The sequence below is a fragment of the Thalassotalea sp. Y01 genome (genome assembly GCF_012932945.1).
Taxonomy (GTDB): domain Bacteria; phylum Pseudomonadota; class Gammaproteobacteria; order Enterobacterales; family Alteromonadaceae; genus Thalassotalea_A.
This window is the reverse complement of sequence record NZ_JABBXG010000029.1, coordinates 1-372: the sequence shown is the minus strand read 5'-3', so window position 1 is coordinate 372 and position 372 is coordinate 1. Positions and strand designations below refer to the sequence as shown.

At 58.3% G+C, this 372-nt stretch carries 1 protein-coding gene; it reads left to right on the top strand.

Annotated features, from left to right (window positions below):
* Nucleotides 1–307 (top strand): hypothetical protein (locus HII16_RS16685; RefSeq protein ID WP_211183549.1); only part of this gene is annotated, 307 nt, incomplete at its 5' end.
* Nucleotides 308–372: the final 65 nt, after the last annotated feature.

Sequence of the window (372 nt, the reverse complement as noted above, 5' to 3'; positions counted from 1 at the left end):
GATGCACAGGAGCGGTGACGTGCAGGGACGCACTAATGCCGCGGATGCATGGATGCACAGGAGCGGTGACGTGCAGGGACGCACTAATGCCGCGGGTGCATGGATGCACAGGAGCGGTGACGTACAGGGACGCACTAATGCCGCGGGTGCATGGATGCACAGGAGCGGTGACGTGCAGGGACGCACTAATGCCGCGGATGCATGGATGCACAGGAGCGGTGACGTACAGGGACGCACTAATGCCGCGGGTGCATGGATGCACAGGAGCGGTGACGTACAGGGACGCATATTTTCGATAACGACGTAGTAGGTCGAGCCTTCACAAAACCCAGAAAGTAAAAAGCCCGCTCTAATGAGCGGGCTTTTCTAAAT